This window comes from Desulfosalsimonas sp. (assembly GCF_046483245.1).
GTDB lineage: Bacteria > Desulfobacterota > Desulfobacteria > Desulfobacterales > Desulfosalsimonadaceae > Desulfosalsimonas.
In genome coordinates, this window is the sequence record NZ_JAWODO010000152.1 from 1 (window position 1) to 25018 (window position 25018).

At 56.0% G+C, this 25018-nt stretch carries 24 protein-coding genes and 1 tRNA gene; 20 read left to right on the top strand and 5 right to left on the bottom strand.

Annotated features, from left to right (window positions below; all coding sequences use genetic code 11):
* The first annotated feature begins 653 nt into the window (after window positions 1–653).
* Genes R6U41_RS13150 through R6U41_RS13170 form a run of 5 tightly spaced genes read left to right on the top strand, consistent with a single transcriptional unit; the run spans window position 654 to window position 5426 of the window.
* Window positions 654–1910 (top strand): competence/damage-inducible protein A, encoded by a 1257-nt coding sequence (locus R6U41_RS13150; protein ID WP_410270300.1) that lies wholly within the window; start codon window positions 654–656, stop codon window positions 1908–1910.
* A 20-nt stretch (window positions 1911–1930) separates the two neighbouring features.
* Window positions 1931–2689: a TerB family tellurite resistance protein gene (locus R6U41_RS13155; RefSeq protein ID WP_410270301.1), complete on the top strand. Its 759-nt coding sequence runs from the start codon at window positions 1931–1933 to the stop codon at window positions 2687–2689.
* Window positions 2690–2707: 18 nt separating this feature from the next.
* Entirely contained in the window at window positions 2708–4177 is a 1470-nt protein-coding gene (locus R6U41_RS13160; protein WP_410270302.1) for a leucyl aminopeptidase, read from the top strand.
* Between the two features lie 23 nt (window positions 4178–4200).
* Window positions 4201–5217 (top strand): NAD-dependent epimerase, encoded by a 1017-nt coding sequence (locus R6U41_RS13165; protein WP_410270303.1) that lies wholly within the window; start codon window positions 4201–4203, stop codon window positions 5215–5217.
* Between the two features lie 5 nt (window positions 5218–5222).
* On the top strand, window positions 5223–5426 hold the full coding sequence (locus tag R6U41_RS13170) for a DUF2905 domain-containing protein (RefSeq protein ID WP_410270304.1): 204 nt from the start codon (window positions 5223–5225) through the stop codon (window positions 5424–5426).
* A 72-nt stretch (window positions 5427–5498) separates the two neighbouring features.
* Here the strand turns inward: R6U41_RS13170 and R6U41_RS13175 are convergent.
* The 5 genes from R6U41_RS13175 to R6U41_RS13195 all read right to left on the bottom strand — a co-directional run bounded on the left by R6U41_RS13175 (window position 5499) and on the right by R6U41_RS13195 (window position 9637).
* Window positions 5499–5574, bottom strand: a tRNA-Arg gene (locus R6U41_RS13175).
* A 96-nt stretch (window positions 5575–5670) separates the two neighbouring features.
* A complete protein-coding gene (locus R6U41_RS13180; protein ID WP_410270305.1) occupies window positions 5671–6978 on the bottom strand; it encodes a bifunctional folylpolyglutamate synthase/dihydrofolate synthase in 1308 nt (435 codons plus the stop codon).
* A 108-nt stretch (window positions 6979–7086) separates the two neighbouring features.
* Complete coding sequence (gene rpsU, locus R6U41_RS13185) at window positions 7087–7254, bottom strand: 30S ribosomal protein S21 (RefSeq protein ID WP_410270337.1); 168 nt, start codon at window positions 7252–7254, stop codon at window positions 7087–7089.
* A gap of 183 nt (window positions 7255–7437) precedes the next feature.
* Complete coding sequence (locus R6U41_RS13190; RefSeq protein WP_410270306.1) at window positions 7438–8118, bottom strand: adenylate kinase; 681 nt, start codon at window positions 8116–8118, stop codon at window positions 7438–7440.
* A 124-nt stretch (window positions 8119–8242) separates the two neighbouring features.
* Window positions 8243–9637 (bottom strand): CCA tRNA nucleotidyltransferase, encoded by a 1395-nt coding sequence (locus tag R6U41_RS13195; protein WP_410270307.1) that lies wholly within the window; start codon window positions 9635–9637, stop codon window positions 8243–8245.
* A 113-nt stretch (window positions 9638–9750) separates the two neighbouring features.
* Between R6U41_RS13195 and coaE the strand changes: the two genes are divergently transcribed.
* From coaE to R6U41_RS13270, 15 genes are all read left to right on the top strand, one after another.
* On the top strand, window positions 9751–10410 hold the full coding sequence (gene coaE / locus R6U41_RS13200) for a dephospho-CoA kinase (protein WP_410270308.1): 660 nt from the start codon (window positions 9751–9753) through the stop codon (window positions 10408–10410).
* Between the two features lie 314 nt (window positions 10411–10724).
* Window positions 10725–11972 carry a transcription termination factor Rho gene (gene rho, locus R6U41_RS13205; RefSeq protein ID WP_410270309.1) on the top strand — a complete coding sequence of 416 codons (1248 nt, stop codon included), beginning with the start codon at window positions 10725–10727 and terminating at the stop codon, window positions 11970–11972.
* 56 nt (window positions 11973–12028) lie between these two features.
* The gene (rpmE, locus tag R6U41_RS13210; protein WP_181550524.1) at window positions 12029–12247 is read left to right on the top strand and encodes a 50S ribosomal protein L31; all 219 of its coding nucleotides are present in this window, start codon (window positions 12029–12031) and stop codon (window positions 12245–12247) included.
* Window positions 12248–12265: 18 nt separating this feature from the next.
* A complete protein-coding gene (gene prfA, locus R6U41_RS13215; RefSeq protein ID WP_410270310.1) occupies window positions 12266–13366 on the top strand; it encodes a peptide chain release factor 1 in 1101 nt (366 codons plus the stop codon).
* Window positions 13320–14213 (top strand): peptide chain release factor N(5)-glutamine methyltransferase, encoded by an 894-nt coding sequence (gene prmC, locus R6U41_RS13220; protein ID WP_410270311.1) that lies wholly within the window; start codon window positions 13320–13322, stop codon window positions 14211–14213. The genes prfA and prmC overlap by 47 nt, the downstream gene beginning before the upstream one ends.
* Window positions 14214–14404: 191 nt before the next feature.
* Complete coding sequence (gene rpsB / locus R6U41_RS13225; protein ID WP_410270312.1) at window positions 14405–15289, top strand: 30S ribosomal protein S2; 885 nt, start codon at window positions 14405–14407, stop codon at window positions 15287–15289.
* A 2-nt stretch (window positions 15290–15291) separates the two neighbouring features.
* Window positions 15292–15891 (top strand): translation elongation factor Ts, encoded by a 600-nt coding sequence (gene tsf / locus R6U41_RS13230; RefSeq protein WP_410270338.1) that lies wholly within the window; start codon window positions 15292–15294, stop codon window positions 15889–15891.
* Window positions 15892–15896: 5 nt separating this feature from the next.
* Window positions 15897–16622 (top strand): UMP kinase, encoded by a 726-nt coding sequence (pyrH, locus tag R6U41_RS13235; RefSeq protein WP_410270313.1) that lies wholly within the window; start codon window positions 15897–15899, stop codon window positions 16620–16622.
* 71 nt (window positions 16623–16693) lie between these two features.
* Complete coding sequence (gene frr, locus R6U41_RS13240) at window positions 16694–17251, top strand: ribosome recycling factor (RefSeq protein WP_410270314.1); 558 nt, start codon at window positions 16694–16696, stop codon at window positions 17249–17251.
* Entirely contained in the window at window positions 17241–17987 is a 747-nt protein-coding gene (locus tag R6U41_RS13245) for an isoprenyl transferase (RefSeq protein ID WP_410270315.1), read from the top strand. Before frr ends, R6U41_RS13245 begins: the two co-directional genes overlap by 11 nt.
* Before the next feature lie 58 nt (window positions 17988–18045).
* Window positions 18046–18855 carry a phosphatidate cytidylyltransferase gene (locus tag R6U41_RS13250; protein ID WP_410270316.1) on the top strand — a complete coding sequence of 270 codons (810 nt, stop codon included), beginning with the start codon at window positions 18046–18048 and terminating at the stop codon, window positions 18853–18855.
* 14 nt (window positions 18856–18869) lie between these two features.
* Window positions 18870–20030: a 1-deoxy-D-xylulose-5-phosphate reductoisomerase gene (locus R6U41_RS13255; RefSeq protein WP_410270317.1), complete on the top strand. Its 1161-nt coding sequence runs from the start codon at window positions 18870–18872 to the stop codon at window positions 20028–20030.
* A 23-nt stretch (window positions 20031–20053) separates the two neighbouring features.
* A complete protein-coding gene (gene rseP, locus R6U41_RS13260) occupies window positions 20054–21118 on the top strand; it encodes an RIP metalloprotease RseP (RefSeq protein WP_410270318.1) in 1065 nt (354 codons plus the stop codon).
* A gap of 5 nt (window positions 21119–21123) precedes the next feature.
* Window positions 21124–24117 (top strand): AIR synthase-related protein, encoded by a 2994-nt coding sequence (locus R6U41_RS13265; RefSeq protein WP_410270319.1) that lies wholly within the window; start codon window positions 21124–21126, stop codon window positions 24115–24117.
* Between the two features lie 56 nt (window positions 24118–24173).
* Window positions 24174–25001: a phosphoribosylformylglycinamidine synthase subunit PurQ gene (locus tag R6U41_RS13270; protein WP_410270320.1), complete on the top strand. Its 828-nt coding sequence runs from the start codon at window positions 24174–24176 to the stop codon at window positions 24999–25001.
* Window positions 25002–25018 lie beyond the last annotated feature (17 nt).

A 25018-nucleotide genomic window follows, 5' to 3' on the forward strand; every position in this document is an offset into this window, starting at 1 on the left:
CCTGCGGAACCGTCCGCGGCCGCCGCGCGCGGTAGGCTCCGGCGATGGACGACCCCCTCGGTCGATGTAGTCTTAGCACTCTAATTCTTCCCGCATAGTGTCTCCAAGATACTGTTTTGAAGATGAAGAGCCAGGACCATTTTTTCTATGCTTAAACGCGAATTGCTGAAGTCGTTTGCTAATTTGCGCGAGACTTTGGAAATACCTGATCCTGCGCAATTTCGAAGAATGCAGCGTACTTATCCGTACGTGAAATTCTGAGAAATTGCGCGTAACGCAGATATTGGACTTCCAAGGAAGTCCAAGGACGGGGTCGGTTTGTAAGCGACATTGAGCGTTTACGGATTCAGCCAATGCCTTCGCTTAAAATTTCAAAAACTCGGCCTGTCGGCCTCAAACAGTTTGAAATTTTTTAGCTCCGGCATTTGCTGAATTTTTCCGTAAACGCTCAATGTCGCTTCAAAAACCAACCCCGTCCTTGGACTTCCTTGGAACCGTCCTTCCAGGGCCGCAGCCCGGGACCGAACACTGCAAATAACTTTTTGCCGCATGCTTAAAAGTTTTGATTTTATTTTTTTGAACCTTGAACCTTGAACGAATTTATTTAGAAGCTTTTTACGGTGCCATCAATTGTCAGGATAACAGGACCCCAAATGATAGCAGAAATTATTTCCACCGGAGACGAGGTGTTGACCGGCACGGTGGTGGATGCTAATGCCGCCTGGATTGCATGCCGCCTGTATGAAACCGGCATTGCCGTGGGCCGCCACGTGAGCGTGGGCGATGACATGGAGCGCTTAACAGATGTGCTTGCCGAAGCCGGGCAGCGGGCCGATATCGCCGTTGTTACCGGCGGGCTGGGGCCCACCGTGGATGATATTACCGCTTCGGCCGCAGCCCGGGCCGCGGGGGTGGAACTGGAGCGCAACAACGAGGCCATGGCCTATATGGAGGGTTTTTTCAAACGCTTTGACCGGCTGGTTTCCGATTCTGACGCAAAGCAGGCCCTGCTGCCGCAAGGTGCAACCCCTTTGCTCAATTCTGTTGGCACGGCCCCGGGCTTTACCCTAAAGATCGGCGGGTGCCGGTTTTTCTTTCTGCCCGGGGTGCCTTTTGAAATGCGCCGGATGATGGCCGATCATGTGATTCCCAGCCTTGAGGCGGATGCGGCCAGAAACGGCACAGGCAGTTTTTACCGGGAAAAGCGGCTGTCTTTGTTCGGTCTGCCCGAGGCTCATGTCAACGAGCGGCTCGCGGACTTGACAGGATCATTAGACGGTGTAAAACTTGGGATGCTGGCCGAATTTCCCGTGATCCACGTCAAACTCGCAGCCTCGGGCCGGGATTGCAGCGCATTGGAAGCCGCTCTCAGCGCGGCCGCAGACCGGGTGCGCGAGCGGGTGGGCGATTATGTCTTCTCCGAGACCGGCCAGAGCATGGAAGAGGTGGTGGGCGAGCTTTTGGCCCGGCAATCCGCCACCCTGGCCCTGGCCGAATCCTGCACCGGGGGTATGATCGCCAGCCGGATCACCAATGTGGCCGGAAGCTCCCGGTATTTTCTCTGCTCGGTGGTGACTTATTCCAATGACGCCAAAATGCGCATGCTCGGGGTCTCGGCCCATACCCTGGAAACCTGTGGAGCGGTGTGTGAACAAACCGCCCGGGAAATGGCAGAGGGGGCAAGGCGCATGGCCAATGCGGATTACGCGGTTTCTGTCACCGGCATTGCCGGCCCCGGCGGGGGCACGGCAGACAAGCCTGTGGGCACGGTGTGCATCGGCCTTTGCGGCCCGGAGCAGAGCTTTGCCAGGCAATACAAATTTCCGTTTGAAAACCGGATGGCCAACAAACGCATATTTGCCGAAACCGCCTTAAATCTTTTGCGCAAAACACTGATTTCTCAACACTAAATTGTGAACAAGGATGACATATGGGATGGCTTGGAAAAATGGTGGGCGGCACCATCGGATTTGCTTTGGGCGGACCCCTGGGCGCCATCGGGGGTGCGGCTCTCGGGCACCTGATGGATGCTGACAGCGACCAGCAGCAGCGGGTGCTGCCCAATGAGGCGCAGATGTCGCCCCAGGGAAAGGCGCAGCTGACCTTTTTCGTGGCGGCATTCTCCATGCTGGCGAAACTGGCAAGAGTGGACGGGCAGGTCACGGACGAGGAAATGGCCTCCATCCGCAGGTTCATGGCCCAGGACCTGCACCTCAACGCCGAAAGCCGCCAGATGGCGGAAAAAATATTTTACACGGCTTTAAATGCGCCACAAACCTTTGACGACTTTGCCCTGCAGTTCTACCAGCAGTTCCATGACCGGCCTGAGCTTCTGGAACTGATGATCGACATTCTGCTTCGGGTCTCGGTGGCAGACGGCACCATGGACAAAAGCGAAGAGGCGCTCATTGAAACCGCGGTGCGCACCTTCCGGCTGCCGGATGCGGATTATCAGAACATGAAGTCGCGGTATGTATCGGTTTCTGAAAAATATTATTCCGTGCTCGGGGTCAGTCCGTCTGATGACAATGATACCATCAAAAAGCAGTACCGCAAGCTGGTGCGGGACTACCATCCCGATACCATTGCCTCTAAGGGGCTGCCCGAGGAATTTGTTCGGTTTGCCCATGACAAGTTCCGGGAGATCCAGGAGGCCTGGGAAGCCATTCAAAAGGAAAGAAATCTGTAAATTCAGGGGGAGGTTTCATTGCTGACCATTCGTTCGGGGGATCCAAAGGGGATCAAGACCGATCTTATGCTGCTGCTTGTTTGCGAGGACACAGCACTATACGACGATGCAAAAATGCTAGCACTCATTGACCTGGGCCGGCAATATTCCGAGTTTTCCGGAAAATCCGGCGATGAGTTGATCCTTTATGCCCCGGCCGGGACAAAGGCCCGGCGGGTCATGCTGGCGGGCCTGGGCAAAACAGGGGATCTTACGGCGGAAAGCCTTCGCCGGGCTTCGGGAAAGGCTGTTGGCAGGGCCGTGAACGCGGATATGTCCGGTCTTCTGATCTGCATGCCCGACGCCCGGGCCTGCGGCATGGAGGCCGGGGATGCGGCCGAAGCCCTGATGGAAGGCGCTGTTTTGGCCAATTACCGCTTTGACTTCTACAAAAAGGAAAAACCCCACAAGGCCCTGAAATCCATCGCGTTTGCCGCCGGCAAGGATTTTGCCGGCCAGGCCCGGAGCCTGGCGCAGAAAACCGAAATCGTCTGCAAAGGCACCCACATGGTCAGAAACTGGGTGAGCATGCCCCCAAATGACAAGCGGCCGGCGCGCTTTGCCCGCTCCATAATCAAGGTGGCTGAAAAACATCCCCTGGAGGCCGTGGTTCTGGATACCGGTGATTTGCGGAAAAACAAGATGCAGGCGCTTTTGGCCGTGGCCTCCGGAAGTGCCGGCCGGCCCCAGATGGTGATTCTCGACTACAAGCCCGAAACGTGGGATCAGACAGTGGTGCTTGTGGGCAAGGGTGTGACATTTGACTCCGGCGGTATTAACTTAAAGCCTGCATCGGGTCTGGAAACCATGAAGCAGGACATGGCCGGGGCTGCGGCCGTGGCCGCAACCCTGATTGCAACAGCCCAGACCGGCTGCAGCAAGCGGGTGGTGGGGGTGATGCCCCTTGTGGAAAACATGCCTTCGGGCAATGCCTACCGGCCGGGCGATATCGTCAAAACCGCATCCGGCAAAAGCGTTGAAATCGGCAACACCGATGCCGAGGGCCGGATGATTCTGGCAGATGCCCTTTATTATGCTATCCGGCAGTACAGCCCGGATGTGGTCATTGACATGGCCACCCTCACAGGCGCCTGCATTGTGGCCCTGGGCGAAAAGATCGCAGGGGTGTTTTCCACGGACACTGACCTGGCGGACTGCATTGCCCATGCGGGTCAAAAAACTCACGAGCGGTGCTGGTCCATGCCCATGCCCGAGGATTACCGGGAAAATCTGAAAAGCGATTTTGCGGACCTGAAAAACGTGGGCAAAAACCGCTATGGCGGTGCCATTGCAGCGGCCCTGTTTTTGTCTGAATTCACCAAGGGTTCGCGCTGGGCCCATATCGACATTGCCGGCCCGGCTTATGCGTCCGGCGCCAACGACTATTGCGGGCCCGGGGGCACGGGCTTCGGGGTTCGGCTGCTTTGCCGCGTGATTGAAAATCTGTAACCTTAAAAAGGACGGCATCCAAATTGGAATTCAAAAAGGTACTGGTCACGGGCGCGGCCGGGTTTATCGGCTATCATCTGGCGGCTCGTCTGGCAGATGAAGGCAAAACCGTTGCGGGGTTGGACAACCTCAACGCCTATTACGACGTGGAGCTCAAAAAGGCCCGATTAAGACGCCTTGAACAAAAGGCCGGGTTTTCCTTTCACCGCATTGATCTGGAAGACCGGGATGCGTTAAACCGTTTGTTTACCGAGGGCAAGTTCGACGTGGTGGTCAACCTGGCCGCCCAGGCCGGGGTGCGCTATTCTCTGGAAAACCCCCATGCCTACGTGGACGCCAACTTGGTGGGATTTGTCAATCTGCTGGAATGCTGCCGGCATTTTAACGTGTCCCATTTTGTCTTTGCCTCGTCGAGCTCCGTGTACGGGGCCAATACCAAAATGCCCTTTTCCGTGCATGACAACGTGGATCATCCGGTTTCCCTGTATGCGGCCAGCAAAAAGGCAAATGAGCTCATGGCCCACACCTACAGCCATCTTTACGGGATGCACTGCACGGGCCTGCGCTTTTTTACCGTGTACGGGCCCTGGGGCCGGCCGGACATGGCGCTTTTCCTGTTTACCCGGGCCATACTGGAGGGCAGGCCCATCCAGGTATTCAACCATGGCCGCATGCAGCGGGACTTTACCTATATCGACGATATCATCGAGGGCGTGGTCCGGGTCATGGGCAAACTGCCGGAGCCGGACCCGGACTGGAGCGGGGAGAGCCCGGATCCGGGCACCTCATATACGTCTTACCGCGTCTATAACATCGGCAACAATCGTCCGGAAAAGCTCATGGATTTTATTCGCGTGCTCGAAGAGGTTCTGGGAAAAGAGGCGGAAAAAGAGTATCTGGACCTGCAGCCCGGAGATGTGCCGGCCACGTGCGCAGACATTGACGATTTATACAATGCCGTGGGATTTCGGCCAATGACGCCCATCCAGGAAGGCATCCGGCGATTTGTGGACTGGTACCGGGATTATTACAGCGTATAACCGCCATGAACAAAACCTTGATTGCCATCGGAATCGCCATCGCCGTCATCGGTGTTTTCTGGCCGTGGATTGCCCGGCTTCCCGTAGGGCGGCTGCCCGGAGACATCATCATTGACCGGCCCGGGCTGAAAGTCTACATACCCGTGACCACCATGATTGTCCTCAGCGTGGTGATTTCTGTTGTTCTCTGGATTTTGCGCAAACCTTGATCTTGAAATTTTTACGGCACCATCTAAAGTCAGACTTTTTACGGTGCCATCAAAGGGCGGGAAAGGAAAAAATGGTACGCCCGGCAGGATTCGAACCTGCGACTTTCAGCTCCGGAGGCTGACGCTCTATCCCCTGAGCTACGGGCGCACACGGCATGAAACATAAAAGATCGTTTTTCAGAAGTCAAGCAGGAATTGCAGGCCACCGGCAATGATTGTGCGCGGAGGCCAAAAATGCCCGCTTTTAAACGGGTTCCGGCGCCCCGGCGCCTTCCAGGGCCGCCTTTGCTTCCCCCACCACGTAAAGTGATCCCGCAACACAGATCAGATCCGTGTCCGCTGTGCTCTCCATGGCGTAAAACACGGCATCCCTGACGCTTTCAACAATCTCCACGTGATCGGTAAGTTTTCTTACCCCGGCTTCGATTACCCGGGCCGGCAGGCTTCTGTCGATCACCGGCCGGGTCACGATCACCCGCTGACACAGAGGCACCAGGGTGTTTAGCATGGCTTGGCAGGGCTTGTCATCGAGTATGCCGATGACAAGGGTGATGTTTTTGTTCGGAGCCGTATCCGAGAGAAAGGCCGCAAGCCTTCTGGCGGCAATCAGGTTGTGTGCTCCGTCGAGGATCATGGGCGGGGTGGTGTCAACCATCTCCAGGCGTCCCGGCCACCGGACATTTGCAAGGCCGTCCTTGATGCGGGACACATCAATGGCAGTGCCCTGGTCCATGAGCACTTCGCAGGCCGCCAGCACCAGGGCGGCGTTGTCGAGCTGGTGGATGCCCTGCAAAGATGAGCGCATGTCGGTCCACTTGTGATCAATACCCGTGTAGGTAAAGCTGAAATCCCGGGCATCGGCTTTGGGGCTCCGCCGGATTCGAAAATCCCTGCCCTTTCGGAAAACCGGCGCATTGTTTCGGGCTGCTTTTTTTTCAATAACCTCGATGGCGGATTTCTGATGGACCCCGGTGATCACGGGGGTGCCTGGCTTGATGATCCCGGCTTTTTCCCCGGTGATTTGGGCGATGGTGCTTCCCAGGTAAAACCGGTGTTCCAGGGAAATGTTTGAAATAATGCAGAGCCTGGGCTGCAAAATGTTTGTGGCATCCATTCGTCCGCCCATGCCGGTTTCAATCACGGCCCAATCCACTTCCGCCCTGGCAAAGGCGTATAAGGCCATGGCCGTGGTATACTCGAAAAACGTGGCCTCGCGCTCTTTCGGGGCCTCATCCCTGGCGGCTTGCCAGGCATTGACCACTTCCTGATCGGATATGTATTGGTTGTTGATGCAGATGCGTTCGTTAAACCGCACCAGGTGGGGCGATGTGTAGAGCCCCACCCGCAGGCCTGCGGCCTGCAGGATAGCAGCAAGGGCAGAGGCAATGGAGCCCTTGCCGTTGGTGCCGGCCACGTGGATGCAGGCAAATTTGCGCTCCGGCCGGTCCAGGGCTTTGAGCATGGCATCGATGATGTCCAGGCCCAGCTTGATGCCGAACCGGCGCAGGCCAAACATTTCTGCCAGGCATTTGTCATATTGGCTTTGGGTCATGGATTTTTTCCGTTACAGGTGCGTAAAAAACCCGGAAGCCGTCAGGGCCTTCCGGGTTTTTTGATCAATATGGCACTTTTTCATTTCAGTGCTTCGGTCCTGCCGGCATCAAGATCTGCGGGTTCGCATCCGCTTTTTGGCTTCCGCAATCCGCTGCCGCCGCTGGGCTTCACGTTTCTTGCGGCGTCTGTATTCGCTGGGTTTTTCGTAGTTCTTCTTGAGCCGCAAACGCTTGAACAGACCGTCATTCTGGATTTTTTTCTTCAGAATGCGCATGGCCTTTTCAAGGTCGTTGTCTTCCACTTTGACCGCGATTTCCTTCAAATATTTCAACCCCCTTTACAAAGAAATTTAGTTACGCTGTATTCTAATATTTTTTACAAAAATGTCAAACCTTCGTGGACCATGCCGCCGGCTTGCGGCCGGTTGGGATCTGATGCCGGTTGATCTGTGGCCGTGTTACTTGGGAAGCTTGGAGACCAGTTCGTCTGCCACTTCCGGAACGCTGTTTTTGCCGTCTAAAGTGATATAGGTCATGGACGGGTCATTTTCCGCCAGATCACGGAAATAATAGGCAGCCGCCAGGGTGCCGGTTTCGCTGTCATAATAAATGCCGTGGCGCTTGTCAATGGCGGCTTCATCCTGGTCGTCCGAGCGGGTCTGCAGCTCGCCGCCGCATACCCGGCACTTGTCGCCATCAGGCTTGATGGCGTCGATGAAGATGTTGTTGGGATGGTTGTTGTCATTGACGCAAAGACGGCGGCCCATGATGCGGTTTTTGGCAATTTCCCGGTCCAACTCGATTTCCACCACGATATCCAGGTTCATGCCGGCTTGTTTCAGGGCTTCGTTGAGCTTGACGGCCTGGTTTTTGTTTCTCGGAAAACCGTCGAGAAGCCAGCCGTTTTTGCAGTCGTCTTCCTTGAGCCTGTCGAGAATCATGGGGATGGTGATGTCATCGGGCACCAGCTCGCCCTTGTCAATATAGGCCTTGGCCTGCTTGCCCAATTCCGTTCCGCCCTTGATGTTTTCGCGGAAAATGGCCCCGGATTCAATGTGGGGGGTCTTGAATTTTTCCTTGAGAATGGCTCCCTGTGTTCCTTTTCCGCTCCCGTTGGGTCCAAAAAACAAAATGTTCATCGCCTTTTTCTCCTTTTGCCCAAGGTTGATGTCAAAAACATGCGGTTCAATACATTATCTGTACGTCAGATTGCATTTTATCCGTTTGGAAAATTTTTCTATATATTAAAATGATGGCATTATGTCAAGCATCCTTTTGAGTTTCAACGATTTTACGGGCCAGTTCCAGGGCTTGGTCCCGGGATGCAATATCACCGGCCAGCCTGCCTTCTTCAACCCTGTCCAGAACTGTCGCAAACAGGGGGGAAGGGGAAAGCCCCAGTTCACGGATCAGGTCATGGCCTGTGAGCAGCCGGGGACGCGCCCAGGCCGGAAGGTGCCCGGTGAAGTAGCGCCGCGTCAAATCTTTGGCAAATTCGATAAATTCCGGATTTCTTTTTTCTTTTTTACCTGTCATGTCGGCAGTCGCCAGCAGCAGCAGATCCGGGGTATAGGGCCGGGTTTTGATGAAAAAGCGGGTCATCGCCCGGGAGGTGAGTGCATCGCGCTGCCGGGCCGTGTACAGAAAAAGCGGCCGGATGTGATGGCGGATCAGAAAGGTCACATAACCGGCATCCGCACAGGAAAATCTCAGGCGGCGGCAGATCTGTCCGGCCATTTGCGCCCCTGCCCGGGGGTGATGATAAAAATGGATGCGGCCCTGGTCATCTGTTGTGCGGGTCTGCGGCTTTCCGATATCATGGAGCAGGGCGGCATGCTTGAGCAGTTTCACGGCCGCCGGCATGCTCAGCAGTTCTTGATTGGTCCGGTCTGGCGTGAGGGCAGGGCGGTTTTGGTGCAGCATCTGCTCCAGGCCCCTGTATACCCCCATGGTGTGGTCAAATACGTCAAATTCGTGGTGCCGGTTCTGTCCGCAGTTTTTCAGGGCTTCGATTTCCGGAAACAGGCTTCCCAGAAGCCCGGCCCGGTCCATCTCTGAAATCCATTGTGCCGAATCCTGTGTTTGGAGGATCTTTTGCCATTCATCCCGGATTCGCTCGCCTGCAACCTGCCGGATTTGCCCGGCTTTTTCGGAAACCGCCCCAAGCGTTTCCGAGTCAATGGCAAATCCGAGGGTTGCGGCCATGCGAAAGGCCCGCAACAGGCGCAGGGGATCATCATCCAAAACCGTTTTGCCGGTCATGCGGATCACCCTGTGCTCTATGTCACCGCGGCCGCCGGCCGGATCAATGAGGCGGCCGGCTGGCAGGGATACAGCCATGGCATTGACTGTAAAATCCCTGCGCAACAGATCTTCGGAAATGGTTTGCCCCTGGATGGCAGCAATGTCAAAAATCCTGCCGGCGCTGACCACCCGGTGGATAATTTGCTTTTTTTTGCCCAAAATCACGACCCGGCTGCCTTCAGCTTCGGCAATGGCCCGGGCCAGCCCGGCGGGGTCGCTTTCCACGGCCAGGTCCCAGTCGGCGCAAGGTCGGCAAAGCAGCTGATCCCGGACAGTCCCCCCAACCAGATAGGCCCCGGATTGTTCCGGAATCTTTGAAAGAAGCAGCTGCGGGAGAAATTTGGTATTGATCAAAGGCATTTTTTCATATATGAAATTATTCTTTTTGCATTTTCGCGTTGTTTTCCTGGGGCGACCCGCGTTCGGATCGGATTATTGATTCATAGCTCAAAAACAGGGTGCGTGCAATGGGCAGACAACAGACATCCTCGGGACAACCCCGCCGGCTGGTCAAAATCGGAGTAACCGGGGGGGTGGGTTCCGGCAAATCCCTGGTCTGCCGGCGACTGCAGGAGTCGGGAGTACCCGTTGCCAGCGCGGACCAGCTGGCCAGACAGGCGGTTGAACCTCATACCCGGGCCCACAAACAGATTGTCGAGCGGTTCGGCAAAGAGATTCTTGCGGCCGACGGCACCATTGACCGGCCCCGGCTGCGGCAAATTATCACGCAGAACGAGGCTGCGCGCAAGGATCTTGAAAGCTATATCCACCCTGAGGTGGGTGTGCAAATGCAAGCGCATTTCAGGTCAGCGGCCGCGCAGGGCGCATGGCTGGCTGCAGTGGAAGTTCCCCTGCTGTTTGAAGCCGGCCTGCAGGACCAGTTTGATGCGGTGATTCTGGTTTCCGGCGATACCGAGGTTCGTATCAACCGGATCATGCAGCGCGACAATGTAAGCCGGCAGCAGGCCCAAGCCCTGATGCACATCCAGATGGATGAAGCCCAAAAGCGGCGGATGTCCGATTTTATCATTGAAAACAACGGAAGCATTGACAAAATGCATGGCCAAATGGACCGGGTCCTGGAAAAACTTGCGGAAAAGTATAAAAAAATAGGCGAAAATGGTTGACAGGCCTTTTTATCTGAATTATTGAGTATATAAACGTGCCTGCCTCCTGGACGTTTGTTTTGTGCGAATCCTTCTTCAACATCTTAAAAACCAATCAGGCCTCATATTACCTAAAGTTTTAAGAAGACACATAATTTCTATATCCGGCTTTGCAGTCTTCCTGTTGTTCGTTTTACAGCTCTGCCATTGCTGCCGGCAACGCGCAGGGCTTCAAACATCCGGCTCTATCCGGGTGAAACACCGCAGGATCACTGCACGCCTGACATACAACCCAATTTTGAAATGAATCGGAGAAAATACAGGAATGGGATTACATGAACATCGTTGAACTGAAAAACAAAAAAATCAATGAACTGACCCGGATGGCCAAGAAATTCAACATCGAAAACATCGGCCGGATGCGCAAGCAGGAGCTGATTTTTTCGCTGCTTCAGGCCCACATTGAAAAAAACGGCCTCATCTACGGAGAAGGCACCCTGGAAATCCTTCCTGACGGTTTCGGTTTTCTGCGGTCCCATGACTGCAACTACCTTCCCGGCCCGGATGATATCTATGTGTCGCCTTCCCAGATCCGCCGGTTCAGTCTCAAGACCGGGGACACGGTTTCGGGCCAGATCCGCCAGCCAAAGGACTCGGAACGCTATTTTGCCCTGCTCAAGGTGGAAGCCATCAACTTTGAGGAGCCGGATGCCGCCCGGGACAAGATCCTGTTTGACAACCTCACTCCCCTGTTTCCGGAAAAAAAGGTCAAGCTCGAGCGGGAGCCGGACAATTACTCCATGCGGATCATGGACCTGATGACCCCCCTGGGATTCGGCCAGCGCGGCCTGATCGTCTCCCCGCCCCGCACCGGCAAGACCATGCTGCTCAAAAATATTGCCAACAGCATCATTGGCAACCACAAAAACGTGGTCCCTTTTGTGGTGCTCATTGACGAACGGCCAGAAGAGGTCACCGACATGCAGCGCTCCGTGGATGCGGAGGTGGTTTCCTCCACCTTTGACGAGCCGGCCGAGCGCCACGTGCAGGTGGCCGAAATGGTGGCTGAAAAGGCCAAGCGCCTGGTGGAGCACAAAAAGCACGTGGTGATCCTGCTCGACAGCATCACCCGCCTGGCCCGGGCCTACAACATGACCGTGCCCTCCAGCGGCAAGCTGCTTTCCGGCGGTGTGGACGCCAATGCCCTGCACCGGCCCAAGCGGTTTTTCGGCGCTGCCCGAAACATCGAGGAAGGCGGCAGCCTCACGGTGATCGCCACGGCCTTGATTGATACGGGAAGCCGCATGGACGAGGTGATTTTCGAGGAATTCAAGGGCACGGGTAACATGGAGCTGCACCTGGACCGCAAGCTTTCTGACCGGCGCATGTACCCGGCCATTGACATCAACCGCTCCGGCACCCGCAAGGAAGAACTGCTGCTTGATGCCGACGCTCTCAACCGGGTCTGGATCCTGCGCAAGCTGCTTTCGCCCTTAAATCCTATTGACAGTCTTGAATTTTTGCTCGATAAGATGAAGGGCACAAAGACCAACAAGGAATTTCTCGACGCCATGAATTCCTGAAAACTTGAACGTTAAACATTGAACATTGAACCCGAACCAACGCTGAGGTGTTTGAAATGAAAAAAGAGATTCATCCGGAATACAAAACCACCACAATCCGGTGTGCCTGCGGCAACGAAGTCACCGTCGGCTCCACCCGCGAGGATATCTCCGTTGAAATCTGCTCCCAGTGCCATCCGTTTTATACCGGCAAGCAGAAGCTGGTGGACTCGGCCGGCCGCATTGAGCGGTTTCGTCGCAAGTATGCCAAATTTCAGCAAAACGACAAGAAATAACCAGGATTTCCGCAGTTCATGTTAGAACGACTCGACGGCATAGAAAGACGCTATCAGGAGCTTGAAAGCCTGCTGAGCGACCCGGAGGTGGTGGGCAACCGCGAACTGTATCCCAAGTATGTTCGTGAGCATTCCGAGCTGGGAAAGATCGTGGAGGTCTACCGGGAATATGACCGGGTATCCCAGGAACTCGACCAGAGCCGGGAGCTGCTTTCCGATCAGGACCCTGAGATAAAAGAACTGGCCAGAAACGAGATCGACAGTCTTGAACAGCAAAAGGACAGCCTGGAACAGGACCTCAAAAAGCTTCTGATTCCCAAAGATCCCAATGACGACAAAAACGTGATCCTGGAAATCCGGGCGGGTACGGGCGGCGAGGAAGCCGGCCTTTTTGCCAATGATCTGTTTCGCATGTACACGCGCTATGCCGAGGCCAAGAACTGGAAAATCGAGTTAATGGATGCCAACTGGAACGACTCGGGCGGGCTCAAGGAAGTCATTGCCATGGTCAAGGGCCAGGCGGCTTATAGCCACTTGAAATATGAAAGCGGCACCCACCGGGTCCAGCGGGTTCCGGCCACTGAGGCCCAGGGACGGATTCACACCTCTGCTGTGACCGTGGCGGTTCTGCCGGAAGCCGAGGAAGTGGAAGTCCATATCGATCCCAGTGAAATCCATGTGGATGTGTTTCGATCCAGCGGGCCGGGGGGACAGTCGGTGAATACCACGGATTCCGCGGTTCGCCTGACGCACCTGCCCAGCGGACTGGTCGTGATCTGCCAGGATGAAAAATCCCAGCACAAAAACAAGGCCAAGGCCATGAAAGTGCTGCGCGCCCGGCTCTTTGACATCCAGCTCCAGGAGCAGAACGACAAGATTTCCCAGCAGCGGCGCAGCCAGGTGGGCAGCGGCGACCGCAGCGAGCGGATCCGCACCTATAATTTTCCCCAGGGCCGGGTGACCGACCACCGCATCGGCCTGACCCTCTACAAGCTGGAACAGGTGCTTCAGGGGGCTTTGGACGAAATCATCGACGAGCTGGCCACTTTTTATCAGGCGCAGGCATTACAAAATGAGCAATCCCAGTCCCCGGAAAATGCCCACATGGACCGTGCTTGACGCCCTGCAGTGGACAGCCGGATATTTTGATACCCACGGAATCGACTCCCCCAGATTGACCGCAGAGATTCTTCTGGCCGCTGTGCTGCAGACCACGCGCATTGATCTCTACATGCGCCATGATCAGCCCCTGGCAGAAGAAGAACGGGCCGCCTTTCGTCAGATGATCCGCCGCCGGGTAAGCCATGAGCCTGTGGCTTATATTCTCGGGGAAAAGGAATTTCTGGGCCGCAGCTTTACCATTACACCCGATGTTTTGATTCCCAGGCCCGAAACCGAGCACCTGGTGGAAGCCGCGCTTGAGCGCCTGCCGGAAAATGACGGTCACAGCCGAAAAATTCTGGACCTGGGCACCGGCTCCGGGGCCATTGTTGTCTGCCTTGCCGCACAAAGGCCTGAAAACCGCTATTTCGCCATGGACCGCTCGCTTGCCGCCCTGCAGGTGGCTCGGAAAAACGCTGCGGCCCACGGGGTGGCCCGTCTCATTGATTTTTTCGCCGGCAGCTGGTTGTCCCCGGTAAATGCCGATTGTGCCGGTTTTGACATGATTGTTTCCAACCCGCCTTATATCCCGTCTGCCCGGTTCAGGGATCTGCAGCCGGAAGTGAGTCAATACGAACCCCGCATGGCACTGGACGGCGCCGGTGACGGGCTTTTTGCCATTTCGCAGATCCTGCGCACGGCTTTGGATTATTTGCTGCCCGGAGGGTTTTTGCTCATGGAAATCGGCTGGGACCAGAAAGCGGCAGCTGAAAAACTTTGCCGGGGGACCGGGGCTTATGCCCCGGCCGAATTTGTGCGGGATTACGGCGGCCATGACCGGGTAGCGGTTTTGCGGAAAAACTGATCCCGGCCCTGGACGTCTTGGAATGCTCACAAAAAATATTGCAGACCCGGGCAGGTTCTGCTATAGATACTCAATTTATGAATTAACGACGCACGCCCTTTGACCGGCGGCCTCGGTGCTTTGGCATAAAGTCGGCAGCCGGGAGGATAAGGGCGGAGGAATCCAAAACCGAAGCAAAAGGAGTGTTGTCAATGGCCTATGTAACCATGAAGGAACTGCTAGAATCCGGTGTCCATTTCGGCCACCAGACCCGCCGCTGGAATCCCAAGATGAAAAAATACATTTTCGGGGCCAGAAACGGCATCTACATTGTTGATCTGCAGCAGACGGTCCGGATGTTTAAGACTGCCTATGATTTCGTGGCCAACACGGTGGCAAACGGCAAAAGCGTTCTGTTTGTGGGTACCAAGAAGCAGGCCCGGGAATCGATCTACGAGGAAGCCAACCGGTGTGAAATGTATTATGTGCACAACCGCTGGATCGGCGGCATGCTCACCAACTTTCCCACGGTCAAAAAGAGCATCGAGCGGCTCAATTATCTCAATACCATCGAAAATGACGGATCCATTAACCTGTATCCCAAAAAGGAACGGGTGAAAATGCTAAAGGAGCGGGCCAAGCTGGACAGCAACCTTGGCGGTATCCGCACCATGAAATCGCTTCCCGGCGCCATGTTCGTGGTGGATCCCAAAAAGGAGGGCATTGCCGTGCGCGAAGGACTCCGTCTGGGCATCCCCGTGGTGTCAGTGGTGGACACCAATTGTGATCCGGATCTTATTGATTATGTGATCCCTGGCAATGATGACGCGATCCGCTCCATCCGGCTGATTACCTCCCGGATTGCTGATGCCGCCATTGAAGGCGCCCAGCGCAGGGATGAGAAAATGCAGGCCGAAAAAGACAAGCAGGCCGAGGAAGCCCAGATGCAGGCGGCCGGAAAGGCCGAACGCCGCGTGGAGACCCAGGATGAAGAGGGGCCGGTGGTGGAAGTGATTCGCAAGGCATCCCCGGCCAAGCCCCAGACACCGGCTCCGGAATCGGAACAATCTGAAGAAGCTGTGAATACAGGAGAGTAATGATGGCAACAATTAGTGCTGATATGGTAAAGCAACTCCGCGACCGTTCGGGCGCGGGGATTATGGACTGTAAGGAGGCCCTGAGCGAGTGCGACGGGGATATGGAAAAGGCCGCTGACTATCTTCGTAAAAAAGGCCTGGCCACGGCCAAGAAACGATCCGGGAAAGTGGCCGGCGACGGCGTGATTCAGTCCTATATCCATATGGGCGGCAAGATCGGGGTGCTCGTGGAAGTCAACTGCGAAACCGATTTTGTGGCCAAGACAGATGAATTCAAGGAATTTGCCAAAAACATCGCCATGCACATTGCCGCCTCAAGTCCGCTTGGCGTGGTTCCCGAAGATATCCCCGCAGACGTGGCCGAGCGCGAAAGGGAAATCTACCGCCAGCAAGTACTGGAGATGGGCAAGCCGGAAAACGTGGCCGAAAAAATCGTCGAAGGCAAGATGAACAAGTTTTACAAGGAATCCTGCCTGATGAACCAACTCTACATCCGGGATACCAACCTGACGGTTTCCGACGTGCTAAACGAAATGATCGCCAAGACCGGGGAGAAAATCACCATTAACCGGTTTGCCCGTTTTCAGATCGGAGAAAGCTGAAAATCTTGAACCAGGCCAAATACCAGCGCGTATTACTGAAACTCAGCGGCGAAGCCCTGATGGGCGACGGCAACTACGGCATCCACCCCGAAACCCTGGGATATGTGGCCCAAGAGGTCAAATCCGCGGTGGATATCGGGGTGGAAATGGCCGTGGTGGTCGGCGGCGGCAACATTTTCCGGGGCATGGCCGGTAGTTCCCAGGGCATGGACCGCGCGTCGGCCGACTACCTGGGCATGCTGGCAACCGTCATGAACAGCCTGGCCCTGCAGGAGGCGCTGGAAAAAATCGATATTCCCACCCGGGTGCTTTCAGCCATCTCCATGCACCAGGTGGCCGAGCCCTATATCCGCAGGCGGGCGGTCCGGCACCTGGAAAAGAAGCGGGTGGTCATCTTTGCCGCAGGTACCGGCAATCCGTATTTTACCACGGATACGGCCGCTGTGCTCCGGGCCGCCGAAATTCACGCCGAAGTTTTGCTCAAGGCCACCAAGGTGGACGGCGTCTATGACATGGATCCCGTGGGAAATACCGCTGCAAAGTTTATTCGGGATATCGATTACATGACGGTCCTGGAAAAAAGGCTGCATGTCATGGACACCACCGCCATTTCCCTGGCCATGGACAATCATCTGCTGCTGGTTGTCTTTAATCTCAGACAAAGCGGCAATATCCGCAATGCCATCTGCGGGCAGGCCATCGGAACACAGATTTGCGAGCCCCGGAAGTAAGGTTTGCCAGCCGGTCGGTTTCGGTTGAAATCAGAGACATCCGTCAACCACAATTTTGAGGGCAAAAGGCCATGATCGATTTGATTATCAGTGAAGCCAGTGAAAAAATGGACAAGTCGGTGGACGCCCTGAAAAAGGATTTGAAAAAAATCCGCACGGGGCGGGCATCGCTGAGTCTGCTCGATGATGTTCGCGTCAATTACTACAACACGCCCACTCCGCTAAACCAGCTTGCATCACTTTCCGTACCGGAAAGCCGCCTGATTACCATTCAGCCCTGGGATCCCTCGGCGATCAAGGAGATTGAAAAGGCGATCATGAAGTCCAATCTCGGTCTGACACCCTCAAGCGACGGCAAGATCATCCGTATTACCATGCCGCCGCTGACCGAAGACCGGCGTAAGGATATTGTCAAGCAGGTCAACAAGGTTTGCGAGGAATACCGGATTGCCGTGCGAAACATCCGCAGGGAGGCCAATGATTCCTTAAAAACCCTGAAAAAAGACGGCGATGCCTCAGAAGATGACGTGACCAAGGCCTTTGACCAAATCCAGAAGCTCACAGACGAGCATGTCAAGCAGATAGACGATCTGTACAAGGACAAGGAAAAGGAGATCCTTGAAGTCTGATTCTGCCGAAGAGATGGGGCTGGATCCGTCGAGACTGCCCGTTCACACGGCAGTGATCATGGACGGAAACGGCCGGTGGGCCCAGAAACGGATGTTAAACCGGGTCAAGGGCCATGAGCGGGGGGCGGACACGGTACGGGCGGTGGTGCGCGCCAGCCGGGAAATCGGTATTCAGTACCTGACCCTGTACGCTTTTTCCACGGAAAACTGGCAGCGGCCCAAATCCGAAGTAAAAGCCCTGATGACGCTGCTTAAACGTTTTCTGGCATCTGAGCGGAAGGAGATGGTTGAAAACAATGTTCAACTTCGCGTGCTGGGCCAGATCCACCACCTTCCGGAAGATGTTCGGGAAGGCTTGACTGATGTCATGGCGGAAACCAGCAAAAATGACGGCATGTGCTTGTGCCTGGCGCTTTCCTACGGGGCGCGCTCGGAAATTGTTGAGGCTGCCCGAAAGCTTGCCCGGCAGGTCAAAGACGGGCGCATGGACTCCGAAGACATCACAGAAGAGCTGTTTTCGCAAAATCTCTATACCCACGGTATTCCGGATCCGGAACTGCTGATCCGCACCAGCGGCGAGTACCGGATCAGCAATTTTTTGTTGTGGCAGATCGCCTATTCGGAGATTTTTGTGACCCCCACCCTGTGGCCGGACTTTACCCGCGAGGAATTCATCGGTATCCTCAAGGACTTTCAAAGACGCGAGCGCCGTTTCGGCAAGGTTTCGGAGAAATGATGCCCCTGGCATTTGTTGCGCCGATTTCCCCTGACTACAATTTATCCGGGATCGTGTTATGCATTTAAAGCGTTGGATTACCAGTATTATTGCCGTTCCCCTGCTGATTGCCCTGATTTTTTGGGCATCGCTGCCGGTGTTTGCCGCATTTATTTCCATAGTGGCGGCAGTGGCGCTTTATGAATATTTTTTCATTGTCTTCCGGGGAGATCGCGGCCGCATATTTTCGCCTGTTGCCTTGTCGGGAATCGCAGCCGGGATTGTCATGATCATGGCCGTTGCCTGGCTGCCGGCAAAGAGCCTGTCGTTTTTCGTGTTTCTGGGGTTGGCGGCCGCAGCATTGCTTTCCATGCAGGCATACAAAAAAAGCCCGCAGATCATGGAAACGGTTGCCCTCCAGGTCCAGGGGCTGGTTTACGTTCCTCTCTGCCTGTCCATGCTGGTGCTGCTGCGCGCACAACCCCAGGGACTGGCATGGCTTTTTTTCGTGCTTTTTGTTGTTTTTCTCGGAGATGTGGGCGCTTTTTACGTGGGCACGTACAAGGGGCGGCACAAGCTCAATGCCGCCATCAGCCCGGGCAAAACCATAGAAGGCGCCCTGGGCGGCCTGGGGGCCAACCTGGTTGTGGGCCTGATATTTAAGCTTCTTTTTATTCCCGGGCTGCCTGTGCTGCATACGGTGGTGCTGGTGGTGCTCATGGGCCTTGCCGGCCAGGCAGGCGACCTGTTTGAGTCCGAGCTCAAGCGTACCGCCCGGATCAAGGACTCGGGTTCGATTCTGCCGGGCCACGGCGGGATTTTGGACCGCATTGATGCCCTGCTGTTTGCCGTGCCCGTGGCTTATGCATGGAAAATACTGGTGCTTTAACCGGAAACACGTATATGAATTCCCGCAAACTGGCCATTCTCGGCTCCACCGGTTCCATCGGCAGAAATACCCTGGCTGTGGCAAAGCGTTTTCCCGAACGATTTTCGGTCCGGGCCCTGACTGCCAGAAACAATATTGAGTTGCTGGCAGCGCAGGTTCAGCGGTTTTGCCCGGAGATTGCGGTTGTCTATGATCCCTCGGATGCCGCGGATCTCAAAAAGAAACTGGGCGGGAAAGTTTCCACGAAAATTTTGCACGGGGAGCAGGGCTATCTGGATGCCGCCACCCACGAGGACGTGGACATGGTGGTTTCGGCCATGGTGGGCGCAGCCGGTCTGCTGCCGACACTTGCGGCCATAGAGGCAAAAAAAAACATTGCCCTTGCCAACAAGGAAACCCTGGTCATGGCAGGGGACCTGGTCATGGATAAGGCCCGAATCTGCGGGGTGCGGGTGCTGCCGGTAGACAGCGAGCACAGCGCCATTTTTCAATGCATTTGCGGCAACCAGCGAAAAGATGTGGAAAAAATCCTTTTGACAGCCTCAGGCGGTCCGTTTTGCAACAGTCCGGCTTCTGAATTCGGCCGGGTAAAACCCGGTGATGCCCTGGCGCATCCCACCTGGCAGATGGGTAGCAAGATCACCATTGATTCGGCAACATTGATGAACAAGGGTCTGGAGGTGATCGAGGCCATGCACCTGTTTTCATTGCGCGTGGATCAGGTGGAAGTGGTAATCCATCCCCAGAGTATTATCCATTCCATGGTGGCTTATTGCGACGGCACGGTCATGGCTCAGATGGGACTGCCGGATATGCAGGGCGCCATTGCTTATGCCCTGTCCTATCCGCAGCGGTTGCCCCTGGGTTTATCCAGTCCTGATTTTCCGGACATTGGAAAGCTCACCTTCCAGGCCCCGGATTTGGAAAAATTTGCCTGCCTGGCCCTGGCCCTGGAGGCCGGAAAAACCGGGGGTACCATGCCCGCAGTGCTCAATGCCGCAAATGAGGTGGCTGTGGCCGCATTTCTTGAAGACCGCATCGGGTTTGACCGGATTGCCGGGTTGATCGGAGCCGTCATGCAGCAATATGAGCCGTTGATGAATCCTGACCTGGACACCATACTGGCCGCAGACGCATGGGGCCGCCGGGCAGCCCGGGCGCAGTTGCCTGAATAAGACTTACAATAGGAACACGCTATATGAGTACGGTTATTGGATTGGTCATTGTCCTGGGCGTATTGATTTTTTTTCACGAGCTGGGACATTTTCTCGTGGCCAAGGCTTTCGGGGTGGGCGTGGAGCGCTTTTCTCTGGGATTCGGCCCCAAGATTCTAAAAAAAACCATTGGTGAAACCGAATACTGTATCTCCGCGCTGCCCCTGGGCGGCTACGTGAAAATGGTGGGCGAACAGCCGGACGAGGAACTTGGCGAGGAGGATATCCCCCGGTCATTTACCCACAAGCCCGTGTCCCGGCGTATGCTGATCGTGGCCGCAGGGCCGTTTTTTAATTTCATCCTGTGCATATTGATTTTTTTCGGCATTTTCAGTATCTCCGGGGAAAGGACCCTGGAGCCGGTCATCGGCAAAATCAAGGACGGGTCTCCAGCCCAGTCCGCGGGGCTGGAAAGCGGGGACCGGGTTGTGGCCGTACAGGACAAGGCCATTGACGCCTGGCCTGAAATGGCCGAGGCCATCGGCCAGAGCGGGGGCCGGCCCATTGATTTTACCATCGCGCGCGACGACCGCAGGCTCCAGGTCACCATCTCCCCTGTAAAGGAGAGGGTGGAAGACGTTTTCGGCGAGACCCATGAGCGTTTCCTCGTGGGCATTACCGCAGCCGGGGAGGTTCGGGCCGAGCGGCTCAATCCTGTGGCGGCAATGGGCGAAAGCCTGCGCCGGACTTACATGATCGTGGAGCTGACAATCGTGTCCGTGGTCAAGCTTGTCCAGGGGGCCATTTCAGCCGACACCCTGGGCGGGCCCATCATGATCGCCCAGCTGGCCGGTGAGCAGGTGGAGCACGGAATTGTGAACCTGCTTTCGTTTATCGCCCTTGTGAGCGTGAATCTGGGGATCTTAAACCTGCTGCCGGTGCCGGTGTTAGACGGCGGTCATATTCTGTTTTTCGGCATTGAGGCCATGATCGGCCGCCCGGTGTCGCTGCGGGTTCGGGAAGTGGCCCAGCAGGTCGGGATTTTTCTGCTCATGCTGCTGATGGTTTTTGTTTTTTATAATGATATCATGAGATTGTTGACGGGATAGCTGCCATGCCCCATCGCCTGGAAATCGCTTTAAAAAATGAGTTGTTTGACGCAGAGGGCGCGGCCGTGGCCGGCAAGGCCGATGCTTATTTCGGCATCCGGGTGCAGGACGTCCGGGTTGTGCATATTGTCACCCTGGATGCGGATTTGTCCCCGGAGCAGCTCGAAACCGTCCGCACCGAGATTTTCACCAACCCCGTCACCCAGGTATCGGGTTTTGCGCCACTGGATCTGGCCTTTGACTGGTGCATCTGGGTGGGATACCGGCCCGGGGTCAAGGACAATCCCGGACACACGGCCATAGAAGCCATGGAAGACGTGCTCGGCATCCGCCTGGCCGAAGGCGAGGGGGTGTTTACCTCAAAGCGTTTCTGCATCCGGGGCCCGGAAATCAGCCGGGAGGATGCCGGATGCATTGCAGAGCAGCTGCTGGCAAACGAGATTATCCAGCAGGTTAAGATTTTTTCCAAACATGACTGGGACCCCGAAAACGGGGTGGACATCATCATCCCAAAGGTCCGTCTGGACCACAAGCCCACGGTGACTCCGCTGAGCGTGGATTCGGATGCGGTCCTGCAGCAGATCAGCGATGAGCGAAACCTTGCCCTTAATGTCAATGATATCCCTGTGATCCGGCAGTATTTCCTGGATTCCGAAGTGCGCGCACAGCGGCAGGCCATTGGCCTGGATGATCCTACGGACGTGGAACTCGAATACATTTCCCAGGGCAGAAGCGATCACTGCAACCACAACACCTTCCAGGGCCGGTTTCACTACCAAGACCTTTCCACTGGTAAGACCGAGACTATTGACAATTTGTTTAAGACCTGCATTCAGGAGCCGACCCGGCAGCTTCAGGCGCAAAAGGACTGGGTGGTCTCTGTTCTGTGGGACAACGCCGGGGTGGGGCGCTTTGATCAGGACCACTATTATGTGATCACCGGCGAGACCCACAATTCCCCTTCCAACATGGAAGCCTACGGCGGGGCCATTACCGGCATTGTGGGGGTGTACCGTGATCCGCTGGGCACTGGCAAGGGTGCGCGCCTGATCATGGGCAGCTACGGCTTTTGCGTGGGCGACCGGGATTATGATGGGGAACTGCAGCCAAAGCTGCACCCCAGGCGGCTGCTTGACGGCATCATCGAAGGGGTGCGCGACGGGGGCAACAAAAGCGGGATTCCCACGCCTTTCGGCCAGGTGACCTTTCACCACGGCTACATGGGCAAATGCCTGGTGTTTGTCACCGCCTTAGGGATAATGCCGGTCACGGTGGCCGGCACGCCCTCTGAGGAAAAGACTACCGCCGCCGGCGAGTTAATCGTCATGTGCGGGGGCAGGGTGGGAAAAGACGGAATCCACGGGGTGACGGCATCATCTGAGATCTTTACGGAAAACACCCCGGCCGGCCACGTACAGATCGGCGATCCTTATACCCAGAAAAAAATGCACGATTTTCTGCTCCAGGCCAGGGACGAGGGGCTGATCCGGTTTGTCACGGACAATGGCGGCGGCGGGCTGTCATCGTCGGTCGGGGAGACCGCCCGCTTTTCCGGGGGCTGTGAGGTGTGGCTCGACCGGGTGCCCCTGAAGTACGAAGGGCTTGATCAGTGGGAGATCTGGGTTTCCGAATCCCAGGAGCGCATGACCGTTTCCGTGCGCCCGGAGGACGTGGACCGGTTCATGGCGCTTTCTGAAAAGCACGCGGTGGAAAGCACCGTGATTGGCAAATACACCGACTCGGGAAAGCTGCACATCACCTACGATGGGGTGACATGTGCATACGTGGACATGGACTTTCTCACCCGGGGCTTTCCCCAGTGGGCGTTCGACGCCGAGTGGCGGTCGTCTGAAATGCGCGGGCTTTATGAACCGGTGATGGACGAACCCCGGGATTACAACCGGCTTTTGATCGATCTTTTGGCCCGGCCCAATATCTGTTCCAGGGAATGGATCATCCGGCAGTACGACCACGAGGTCCAGGGCACCAGCGTGATCAAGCCCCTGGTGGGAGCTGAGCGGGATGTCAACAGTGATGCATCGGTGATCCGGCCGGTGCTGACGTCTGAACAAGGGCTGGCGTTTTCCCAGGCACTGCTGCCGTTTTATTCGGCCATTGACGCCTTTCACATGACCACCTGCACCATTGACGAGGCCGTGCGCCGGCTGGTGGCCGTGGGCGGTGATCCGGAACACATCGGCGGGGTGGACAATTTCTGCTGGCCCAATATTCAGTATGATCCGGTGCGAAACCCGGATGGCCGGTTTAAGGCCGCACAATTGGTGCGCTCCTGCAGGGCCCTGGCCGATACCTGCCGGGTTTACGGAATTCCGCTGCTTTCCGGAAAAGATAGCATGTATGTGGACGGCCATCTGCCCGGGGCCTACGGCGAGACCCACAAGCTTTCGGCCCCGGAGACCATGCAGTTTTCTGCGGTCAGCGTTGTCAAAGACATCGATTGCTGCGTAACCCTGGATATAAAGTGTCCCGGCGACCTTGTGTATGTGCTGGGCGTGACAAAAGACGAACTCGGGGCTTCGGAATACTATGAACGATTCGGCTATACCGGCTGCAATGTGCCGATGGTTGACGGCCGAAAACATTGGCTTCTATACAAAGCTCTTCATGCGGCAATGGAAAAAGGCCTTGCCGCATCGGTTCACGGGATTTACCGCGGCGGGATGGGGGTTCACCTGGCCATGTGCGCCATGGCCGGAAACCTGGGCATCCGTGCAGATATTGGCAAGGTGCCCGGCGCACAGGGCCTGCGGGCCGATCATCTGCTTTTCTCAGAAACTCCGGGACGGTTTGTGGTGACTGTGGCACCGGATAGCAGGGAAAACTTCGAATCCATGATGAAAAACCATGCCCTGGCCAGTATTGGCGAGGTGACAAAAGAGGCCCGGCTGGATCTGTCCTATGGTGCGAGATCTCTGGTGTCGCTGCCGGTGGCCGATCTCAAGGGCGCATGGAAAGCGCCGTTTGGACAATTGGTATAGATTTCCGGATTGGTTTGCGCTACATATTTGTGAAATGATTATCCAAAAAGAAATATATGAGAAACAATTCTGAAATAAACGCCCTTGTGCTGACCGGTTACGGGCTCAATTGCGACGTGGAAACCGCCCATGCATGCGAGTTGGCCGGAGCCCGGGCCACGTGCGTGCACATCAACGACGTGATATCCGGGGCCGTGTCCCTGGAGGCTTTCCAGCTCATGGTGTTTATCGGGGGATTTTCCTGGGGCGATGATCACGGCGCCGGGGTGATCCAGGCCGTGCGCATGAAAAAAAACGCCGGCGACCGGATCATTGGATTTATCAACCAGGGCGGCCTGGTGCTGGGCATCTGCAACGGCTTCCAGACCCTGGTCAATTTCGGGCTCCTGCCGGGTCTGGACAATGATTATACCGCCCGCACAGTGGCACTGACCTATAATGACTGCGGCAATTTCCGCGACGACTGGGTGCATTTGTCCATCAACGCCCAATCACCCTGCCTGTTTACCCGCGGCATGGAAAACCTGGAACTGCCGGTGCGCCACGGGGAGGGCAAGTTTATTGCCGATCAAAAGGTGATTGATCGGCTCATTGATCAAAACCAAGTGGTGTGCAGATACGCCCGGGCAGACGGCGGTTTGGCCGCAGGCGCGTTTCCGGCCAATCCAAACGGGTCCATGGCCGATATCGCGGGCATCTGCGATCCCACCGGACGGGTTTTCGGCCTGATGCCGCACCCTGAGGCCTACAATCATCCGGCCAATCATCCGGACTGGACCCGGGCCAAACAGGTGCGGCGTTGCACCGGCGCTGATGAAAAACCGCCTTTGTCCGCTGCCGGAGTCCACATTTTTGAGAATGCGGTTACATATTTCCGGGCCTGAGTTTGATTTCTGATTGA